11 protein-coding genes are annotated in these 8,844 nt (G+C 60.9%); 1 reads left to right on the forward strand and 10 read right to left on the reverse strand.

Annotation, left to right across the window (positions count from 1 at the left end; translation table 11 throughout):
- Positions 1–98: 98 nt before the first annotated feature.
- From QMX98_RS28820 to ubiE, 10 genes are all read right to left on the reverse strand, one after another.
- Positions 99–2,015 carry a methyl-accepting chemotaxis protein gene (locus QMX98_RS28820; RefSeq protein ID WP_282411755.1) on the reverse strand — a complete coding sequence of 639 codons (1,917 nt, stop codon included), beginning with the start codon at positions 2,013–2,015 and terminating at the stop codon, positions 99–101.
- A gap of 238 nt (positions 2,016–2,253) precedes the next feature.
- Positions 2,254–2,961, reverse strand: coding sequence for a 16S rRNA (uracil(1498)-N(3))-methyltransferase (locus tag QMX98_RS28825; protein WP_083375232.1), 708 nt, complete (start codon positions 2,959–2,961; stop codon positions 2,254–2,256).
- On the reverse strand, positions 2,958–3,764 hold the full coding sequence (gene tatC, locus QMX98_RS28830) for a twin-arginine translocase subunit TatC (RefSeq protein WP_010464487.1): 807 nt from the start codon (positions 3,762–3,764) through the stop codon (positions 2,958–2,960). Before tatC ends, QMX98_RS28825 begins: the two co-directional genes overlap by 4 nt.
- Positions 3,761–4,210, reverse strand: coding sequence for a Sec-independent protein translocase protein TatB (tatB, locus tag QMX98_RS28835; protein WP_077747609.1), 450 nt, complete (start codon positions 4,208–4,210; stop codon positions 3,761–3,763). The genes tatC and tatB overlap by 4 nt, the downstream gene beginning before the upstream one ends.
- Before the next feature lie 10 nt (positions 4,211–4,220).
- Entirely contained in the window at positions 4,221–4,499 is a 279-nt protein-coding gene (locus QMX98_RS28840) for a twin-arginine translocase TatA/TatE family subunit (RefSeq protein WP_010464483.1), read from the reverse strand.
- A gap of 25 nt (positions 4,500–4,524) precedes the next feature.
- Positions 4,525–4,857: a phosphoribosyl-ATP diphosphatase gene (locus QMX98_RS28845; protein ID WP_008047820.1), complete on the reverse strand. Its 333-nt coding sequence runs from the start codon at positions 4,855–4,857 to the stop codon at positions 4,525–4,527.
- Complete coding sequence (hisI, locus tag QMX98_RS28850; RefSeq protein ID WP_010464478.1) at positions 4,850–5,251, reverse strand: phosphoribosyl-AMP cyclohydrolase; 402 nt, start codon at positions 5,249–5,251, stop codon at positions 4,850–4,852. The genes QMX98_RS28845 and hisI overlap by 8 nt, the downstream gene beginning before the upstream one ends.
- 81 nt (positions 5,252–5,332) lie before the next feature.
- Complete coding sequence (gene ubiB, locus QMX98_RS28855; RefSeq protein ID WP_010464476.1) at positions 5,333–6,937, reverse strand: ubiquinone biosynthesis regulatory protein kinase UbiB; 1,605 nt, start codon at positions 6,935–6,937, stop codon at positions 5,333–5,335.
- The gene (locus QMX98_RS28860; protein ID WP_010464473.1) at positions 6,934–7,557 is read right to left on the reverse strand and encodes an SCP2 domain-containing protein; all 624 of its coding nucleotides are present in this window, start codon (positions 7,555–7,557) and stop codon (positions 6,934–6,936) included. Before QMX98_RS28860 ends, ubiB begins: the two co-directional genes overlap by 4 nt.
- Complete coding sequence (gene ubiE, locus QMX98_RS28865; RefSeq protein ID WP_007948968.1) at positions 7,557–8,327, reverse strand: bifunctional demethylmenaquinone methyltransferase/2-methoxy-6-polyprenyl-1,4-benzoquinol methylase UbiE; 771 nt, start codon at positions 8,325–8,327, stop codon at positions 7,557–7,559. Before ubiE ends, QMX98_RS28860 begins: the two co-directional genes overlap by 1 nt.
- Positions 8,328–8,482: 155 nt before the next feature.
- On the opposite strand from ubiE, the gene QMX98_RS28870 reads away from it, so the two are divergent.
- The gene (locus tag QMX98_RS28870; RefSeq protein WP_221108079.1) at positions 8,483–8,758 is read left to right on the forward strand and encodes a polyhydroxyalkanoic acid system family protein; all 276 of its coding nucleotides are present in this window, start codon (positions 8,483–8,485) and stop codon (positions 8,756–8,758) included.
- Positions 8,759–8,844 lie beyond the last annotated feature (86 nt).

The raw sequence follows: 8,844 nt of genomic DNA on the forward strand, positions 1-8,844 counted from the left end.
GGCAAGCCTCGCTCCTACAGTATTGTGTCGTGGCTCAATCGAGCGATACGCAAAGTCCTGTAGGCGCGAGGCTTGCCCGCGAAGGCATCACCTCGGTTTCAAACCTTGAACCTGCCCACCAGCATCTGCAGATGCGTTCCCAGGCGCGCCAGCTCGACGCTGGACGCCGCGGTCTCTTCACTGGCTGCCGAGGTCTGCTCGGACACATCGCGCACGTTCAGCACGCTCCGGTTGATCTCCTCGGCCACTGCGGTTTGCTGCTCGGCAGCGGCGGCAATCTGCTGGTTCATCGATTGAATCGCCGACACCGTGCGGGTGATGCTTTCCAGCGAGCTACCGGCGCGGCGGGTCAGTTCGACGCTGCTGTCGGTCAGGCTGCGGCTGTTGTCCATGATGGTCGCCACTTGCTGGGTGCCGGTTTGCAGGCCGACGATCAGCTCTTCGATTTCCTCGGTGGACTTCTGAGTGCGCTGGGCCAGGCTACGCACCTCGTCGGCGACCACCGCGAAACCACGTCCGGCCTCACCGGCACGGGCGGCTTCAATCGCGGCGTTGAGGGCCAAAAGGTTGGTTTGTTGGGCCACGGACTTGATCACGTCCAGCACGCTGCCGATCTTGTCGCTCTCGCGTTTCAGATCACCCATGGCCGCTGTGGAATTGCCGACCTCAAGGGCCAGGCGCTCGATCTGAGCGATGGCCTCTCCGACCACTTTGTCACCTTCGCGGGCCTGCTGATCGGCGGCGACGGCGGCTTCGGAGGCTTCTTCGGCGTTTCGCGCGACTTCCTGCACGGTGGCCGTCATTTCGTTCATTGCCGTGGCCACCTGATCGGTCTCGACCTTCTGGCTGTTGACCCCGGCGCTGGTCTGTTCGGTGACGGCGGACAGTTCTTCGGCGGCGCTGGCGATTTGCGTTACGCCATCGCTGATACCGCCGATCAGTTCGCGCAGGCCCAGAGTCATGTTCTGCATGGCACGCTGGAGCTGGCCCAATTCGTCGCGACGTTCAGAAACAAGGTTTTGCGTCAGGTCGCCAGCCGCCACGCGTTCGGCGACTTTGAGGGTCTGGTTCAGCGGAACCACGATCTGGCGAGTGATCGCCCATGCCGCCAGCAAGCCAAACGCCAGGGCCAGAACGGTGGCCATCAGCAGCAGGTTCTTGGCGTGTGCGGCGTCGGTGTCGCGGACGATGGTTTGTGACACGGTGAGTTTTTTGCTGACGTCGAGCAAGGTATCGCCTTGCGCGGCCATGCGCTTGAGGGCGGCGGCGCTGGCCACTTGCGAGTCGCGGAACTGGCTGACGGCGGCGCGATAGGCCTTGAGCGAATCGCTGGCCTGTTGCAGGTTGGCAATGTGCTGTTCCGGCAGTTTGGAGGGCAGGCTTTCGAGGTTCTTCAGAGCGTTGTCGATGGCGTCCAGTGCAGGTTGCTCGGCCTCGGTCTTGCCGCTGTAGGTGTAGCCGCGCACCTGGAAGCGTGCTTGCTGAATCAGTTTGCTCAGGTCGATCACGCTGTTGAAGTCGGCGACGCTGTCGCCTTGCAGCATGGACTTTTCGACTTCAGCGACGCGGGCCACGGCGTTATCGGCGGTCGCGCCCAGTTTGCTGCGGGCGTCTTCGCGGTGGGCACCGGCCTGGGTCATCGCGATGAAGGCTTGCTTGTACTGGCTGACGGCGGCCAGTTGCTGGTCGATCATCGCCGCATCAGCAGGCTGTTCGATCAATTTGCGTGCGGTTTGCAGGCCTGTGTCGAGTTGGCTCAACAGATCGTTGACGGCGCCCGGGCCTTGTTCGCCTCGGCGCATTTCGTAGTCCAGACGGGCCAGGCGCAGGTCTTTGGTCAGGTCGTTGAGGCTGGCAATGAACCCCAGCTTGTCGCCCCGGCTCATCACGCCCGTCAGGCCGGTCCAGGCGGTGAAGGTGATCAGCAGCGTCAGCAGCAGCACCAGACCGAAACCGATCCCCAGTTTGCGATTGACGCTTACGTTTCCCAGACTCTCGGTTAGCCAACGGTACATGCTGCTACTCCCTCGGACTACAAATTGGTTTTATGGGATCTGTATCGGCCGGCGGCCGGGAATCTGTAGGTACAGCGCGGTATTCAGGTCGAGTAAATCCCTGTGGCGAGGGAGCTTGCTCCCGTCCGGCTGCTAAGCAGTCGCAAATCAGGCTGAGATGGTTTTGCAGGAATAAAGCGGTGGCCGCGGCGCGCCCAAACGGGAGCAAGCTCCCTCGCCACAGTGACCGTGCTTGATCTTAAAAGAGGCGGGCGAGCAGGGCGGTGACGGCGGTTTCGACGCGCAGGATGCGCTCGCCAAGTTGTACCGGTTGCAGGCCAGACTTGGCCAGCAGGTCGATTTCGTAAGGGATCCAGCCGCCTTCGGGGCCGATGGCCAGGGTCACCGGTTCATTCAGGCCGCGAGGGCAGGGCGGGTAATTGCCCGGGTGACCCACCAGGCCTAGGGTGCCTTCGGAAATGGCCGGCAGCCGATCTTCGACGAATGGCTTGAAGCGCTTCTCGATGACGATTTCCGGCAGCACGCTGTCCCGGGCCTGTTCCAGGCCGAGGATCAATTGCTCGCGAATCGCTTCAGGTTCCAGAAACGGCGTCTGCCAGAAGCTCTTCTCGACGCGATAGCTGTTCACCAGGATGATTCGTGGCACACCCATGGCCGCCACGGTCTGAAACACCCTGCGCAGCATTTTCGGCCGTGGCAGGGCCAATATCAGTGTCAGGGGCAGCTTGGTCGGCGGCGGCTGGTCAAGGGTGACGCGCAATTCGGCTTCATCAGCGTCCAGGCGCAGCACTTCGGCCGCACCCATCAGGCCGCCGATACGCCCGACGCGCATGCTGTCACCCACTTCACAGCGGTGGACTTCCTGCATGTGCGTCAACCGGCGATCACGCAGGATCACCCGGTCGGCCGCAATGAAATCGGCCTCTTCGAGGAGCAGCAGGTTCACGGCTGGGTCGCTGGCGGCTGGTCGTTGTGATCGTCTGCCGGCTGGTTGTCCGGCTGATCGTCTGGATGATCGCCGCGCTTGCTGATCAGACCGCCGAACAGGATGCCGATCTCGAACAGCAGCCACATCGGTACAGCCAACAGCGTCTGCGAGAAGATGTCCGGTGGTGTCAGGATCATGCCGACCACGAAGCAGCCGATGATCACGTAGGGGCGGATTTTCTTCAGGTATTTGACGTCGACCACGCCGATCCATACCAGCAGCACCACAGCCACCGGGATCTCGAACGCCACGCCGAAGGCAAAGAATAGCGTCATGACGAAGTCGAGGTAGCTGCTGATGTCAGTCATCATTTCAACGCCGGCCGGGGTGGCGGCGGCGAAGAATTTGAAGATCAGCGGGAACACCAGGTAATAGGCGAATGCCATGCCGGCATAGAACAGCATGATGCTGGACACCAGCAACGGCACGGCGATGCGCTTCTCATGCTTGTACAGGCCCGGCGCGATGAAGCCCCAGATCTGATGCAGGATCACCGGGATTGCCAGGAACAGCGAGACCATCATGGTCAGCTTCAATGGCGTCAGGAACGGCGACGACACGTCGGTGGCGATCATCGTTGCGCCCACGGGCAAATACTGGCGCAGCGGCGTCGAAACGAAGGTATAGATCTGCTGGGTGAAGGCGAACAACCCGGCGAAGATGATGAAGATCGCCGCTACGCAACGCAGCAGGCGGGTACGCAACTCGGTGAGGTGCGAAACCAGCGGCATGTGCTGGTCGTTTTCAGGAAGATCGCTCATGGGGCTCGCGGCGCCAGTGTTGGGTCATGAGGGGCCGGCGCAACAGGCGCAGCCGCAGGCGTGGCAGGTTCAACCGGTGGCGTTGCAACAACGGGTGCAGGTGCTTCTACGGCGACGACAGGTGCTGGCTCGGCGGCGGGGGCATGAATCGTTTGCTCCGCGATCGGTTCAACAGGCTGAACGGGCGTGGCCTCCTGCTGGGTCGGCGTGAAAATCTTCCGCGCCTCCTGTTCCAGCGACAGGATGTGCTCGTTGTGCAGTTGCCGACGAATCTCGTCGGCACCGATTTCACGTTCAACTTCCTGTTTGATCGCGTTGAAGCTGCGCTTCAGGCGACCGACCCACAGGCCTGCGGTGCGCGCAGCGCCCGGCAGGCGCTCGGGGCCCAGCACTAGCAGGGCGACGAGGCCGACGAGCAGCAGTTCAGAGAAGCTGATACCAAACATTAGTCAGTGCTCACACGTCTTTGCGGATCGGCTCTTCGACTTTTTGCGCCTGCACGTCGATGGTGTGCGGCTGGTTCACGGACTGCGTGGTCTGTGGCTGAACAGGTGGAACCGGTTGCGCCGGAGTCACGGTAGGATCGGCCGGTTTCTCGTCATCGTTCATGGCTTTCTTGAAACCCTTGATCGACTCGCCCACGTCAGTACCGAGGTTTTTCAGTTTCTTGGTGCCGAACACCAGCACGACAACAACCAGGATGACGATCCAGTGTTTCCAGTCAAAAATGCCCATGTTGCTGCTCCTCTCTAATAGTTGTTCAGGCGGACGGGCGCGAGGCTTTCTCGGCGTGTCCGGACAGACCGAAACGACGGTCCAGTTCATCGAGTACAGCCTGTGGATGCTGCCCCAGTTGGGCGAGCATGACCATGCTGTGGAACCACAGGTCGGCGGTCTCGTAGATCACATCGCTGCAGTCGCCGCTGATGGCGGCATCCTTGGCGGCAATGATGGTTTCGACCGACTCTTCGCCGACTTTTTCCAGAATCTTGTTCAAGCCCTTGTGGTACAGGCTGGCGACATACGAGCTGTCAGCGGCAGCGCCTTTGCGCTCTTCCAGCACCTCGGCCAGACGGGTCAGGGTGTCACTCATGGCTGTGTCCTGCGGAATAAATGGCGTGCGGGTCCTTGAGCACGGGATCGACGGTTTTCCAGTCGCCGTTCTCGAAGACGCGGTAGAAGCAGCTCTGCCGACCGGTATGGCAGGCAATGTCGCCGATCTGCTCGACCATCAGGATGATCACGTCAGCGTCACAGTCCAGGCGCATCTCATGCAGCGTTTGCACGTGGCCGGACTCCTCGCCCTTGCGCCACAGCTTGCCACGGGAACGTGACCAGTAAATGGCACGGTTCTCGGCAGCGCTCAGTTCCAGTGATTCGCGGTTCATCCAGGCCATCATCAGGACGCGCCCGGTCTTGTGATCCTGGGCAATCGCCGGCACCAGGCCGTCTGCGTCCCACTTGATCTCGTCCAGCCAGTTTTTCATCTTCGACTCCGACAGCGGGTTCCACACTTCATGAGCAGAACCCAAGCGTTCAAACAGTGTGCCAGCGTGCGGGGGCGCTGGCTATCGGCGAACGACCAGATACAAACCGACGGCCACCATGATTCCGGCCGGCCAATGACCCATATCGCTCAATGGCCCGCCGGCCAGCAGAATGGCGCCGCCCGCCAGGTGAGCGCAGCCGAGCAGGCGCAGGAACCAGTCGTCCTTGCGCTTGTGCCACGGTGGCGGCGGATCGTTGGCGTGGGGCTGGGACATGCGTTCGAGCAGGTCACGGGCCATGTTGGCCAGGTGCGGAATCTGTTCGAACTGGCTCTGCACGTTGCCGAGCAAGGCTTTGGGGCTGACGCGCTCACGCATCCAGCGTTCGAGGAACGGCTGGGCGGTGTTCCACAGATCGAGATCCGGGTACAGCTGACGGCCGAGGCCTTCGATGTTCAGCAAGGTTTTTTGCAGCAACACGAGTTGCGGCTGCACTTCCATGTTGAAGCGGCGAGCGGTCTGGAACAGGCGCATCAGCACTTGGCCGAATGAAATATCTTTTAACGGTTTTTCGAAGATCGGCTCGCACACGGTGCGGATCGCTGCCTCGAATTCGTTGAGCTTGGTTTCTGCCGGTACCCAGCCCGAATCGATGTGCAACTGCGCCACACGACGGTAGTCACGCTTGAAGAACGCGAACAGGTTACGCGCCAGGTAATCCTGGTCTTCAGGGGTCAGGCTGCCGACGATGCCGCAGTCGATCGCAATGTATTGCGGGCTCCACGGGTTGACGGTGCTGACAAAGATGTTGCCGGGGTGCATGTCGGCGTGGAAGAAACTGTCGCGGAACACTTGGGTGAAGAAGATTTCCACACCCCGTTCGGCGAGCATCTTCATGTCGGTGCGCTGGTCGGCCAGGGTCGCGAGGTCGGTGACCTGAATCCCGTAGATGCGCTCCATTACCAGCACTTTCGGCCGGCACCAGTCCCAATAGACTTGTGGCACATACAGCAGCGGCGAGCCTTCGAAGTTGCGCTTCAACTGGCTGGCATTGGCCGCTTCGCGCAGCAGGTCGAGTTCGTCGTAGATGGTTTTTTCGTAGTCCTGGACCACGTCCACCGGGTGCAGCAAACGTGCGTCGGCCGAGAGTTTTTCGGCGGCGCGGGCGAGGATGAACAGCCATGCCAGGTCCTGGGCAATAATCGGTTTCAGGCCCGGGCGTATCACCTTGACCACCACTTCTTCGCCGGTCTTCAGTTGCGCGGCATGCACCTGCGCCACCGAGGCTGAGGCCAGCGGTTCGACGTCGAAACGGCTGAACACTTCACTGATCTTTTTGCCGAGCTGCTCTTCGATCAGGTTGACCGACACTTGCGAGTCGAACGGCGGCACACGGTCCTGCAGCTTCATCAACTCATCGGCGATGTCTTCGGGCAGCAGGTCGCGGCGCGTCGAAAGGATCTGCCCGAACTTGATGAAAATCGGCCCAAGGTCCTGCAACGCCAGGCGCAATCGCGCACCACGGCTCAGGTCCAGCGTCTTGCGCGGGAACCAGCGCCACGGCAAGGCGTAGCGCAGCGCCAGGAGAAACCAGGGCAGCGGCAGGGCGAACAGCAGGTCATCGAGGCGGTAGCGAATCACAACGCGCTGGATGCGCAACAAACGGCGGACGGCAAGCAGCTTCATGCGTTATCGCTTGGGTCGAGGGATCGGGAAAGGCGCTCGAAACGCGCCTCGAGACGTTCCAGATCGAGCTTGATCTGGTCCAGTTCACTGAAACGGGCTTCGGCTTCGCGCTGACCGACGAGGGTGCGCGATTCTTCGGCCAGGTATTCGCCAAGATTCTGATTCAGGCTGGCGAAACCTTGCTGATACCAGCGTGCGCGGCTGCGCAGGTGACCGCCGACCAGTTGCGTGGCGACCGGGCCGAGCCAGCGCGAGAGTTCGTACTCCCAGTCCAGCTCAAGGTCCTGAAGGATCGCCGCCAGCTCCAGCAGCACGCCGCTGTCACCGTCGAGCTCGACTTCAGGGCCATGCAGCACCGAGGTCTTTTCCTTGCTCATCGCCAGTTTCAACAGGCTGGAGGCCGGTGCACGCAACGTGCAGTCAGCGCCGGTTTCCCAGTGGGAAGCGAGCATCAGGCCTTCGTCGCTGGGCAGGATGAACAGTTGCAGCGCCGGGCTGCGGCAGTCGACGGCAATCACCCTGCCGCTCAAATGCGCCAGTCGCGGCAGCGCCGTGCTGTCGAGACGCAGCACCCGGTTCAGACCGAGTTCAACGCTGGCGAGCAGGCCGGCCAGCAACATCAGGGTTTGATGCCGCGGTGCAGGGCGACGATGCCTGCGGTCATGTTGTGGTAGGTCACGCGGTCGAAACCGGCCTCGACCATCATCGACTTCAGGGTTTCCTGATTCGGGTGCATGCGGATCGATTCGGCCAGGTAGCGATAGCTTTCCGAGTCGTTGGTGATCAGCTTGCCCATCAACGGCATGAAGGCGAACGAGTAGGCGTCGTAGGCTTTGGACATCAGCGCATTGGTCGGCTTGGAGAATTCCAGCACCAGCAAACGGCCGCCCGGTTTCAGTACTCGCAGCATCGAGCGCAGGGCGTCTTCTTTATGGGTCACGTTGCGCAGACCGAACGCGATGGTCACGCAGTCAAAATGGTTGTCCGGGAACGGCAGCTTTTCAGCGTCGGCCTGAACGAACTCGACATTGCCGGCCACACCCAGATCCAGCAGGCGGTCACGACCGACCTTGAGCATGGATTCGTTGATGTCGGCCAACACCACCTGGCCGGTCGGGCCAACGAGGTGCGAGAACTTCTTGGTCAGGTCGCCTGTGCCGCCGGCGATGTCCAGCACGCGGTTACCGGTGCGAACACCCGACAGCTCGATCGCAAAACGCTTCCACAGACGGTGCATGCCGCCCGACAGGAGGTCGTTCATCAAGTCGTACTTGGCGGCTACCGAGTGGAAAACCTCAGCGACTTTTTCCGCTTTCTGGCTTTCCGGTACGTTTTTGAAGCCGAAGTGAGTGGTGGGTTCGGCATCGCTGCCTTTGCGCTGATCAGTCATATCGCTGTCACCAAAAGAGAATGCGGGACATTCTAATCCCGGTGGCCTGCTTTGTCTTGGCAAGGCTGAAGGTAAGATAGGCAACCACCGGGACGTTTTGCCGCAGCAGCGGTCAAGATGCTTCAGGAAAGTATCCATAAAGCAGGAGTCATTCGATGGCCCGTATTAGTGTTGAGCGTGCCCACGGCCTGGGCAAGGAAGCAGCCCGCGAGAAGGCTGATCTGTTGGCGCAGAAGTTGTCCGATCAATATGGCCTGGAGCCGCAATGGTCCGGCGACACCCTGAACCTCAAACGTTCCGGTGTGAAAGGCGCGGTACATGTCAGCGAAGATTTGATCCGCGTCGATGTGGAGTTGGGCCTGATGATGTCGGCCATGAGCGGCATGATCAAATCGGAAATCGAAAAAGCCCTTGATAAGGCCTTGGTCTGATTCCGGATTGAAATCCCTTCATCTGTAGGAGTGAGCCGCTCGCGATAGCGGTCTGTCAGTCGATATTGATTTCGACTGACAGACCG

Source organism: Pseudomonas sp. PS02303 (assembly GCF_029959925.1).
GTDB classification, from domain to species: domain Bacteria; phylum Pseudomonadota; class Gammaproteobacteria; order Pseudomonadales; family Pseudomonadaceae; genus Aquipseudomonas; species Aquipseudomonas mandelii.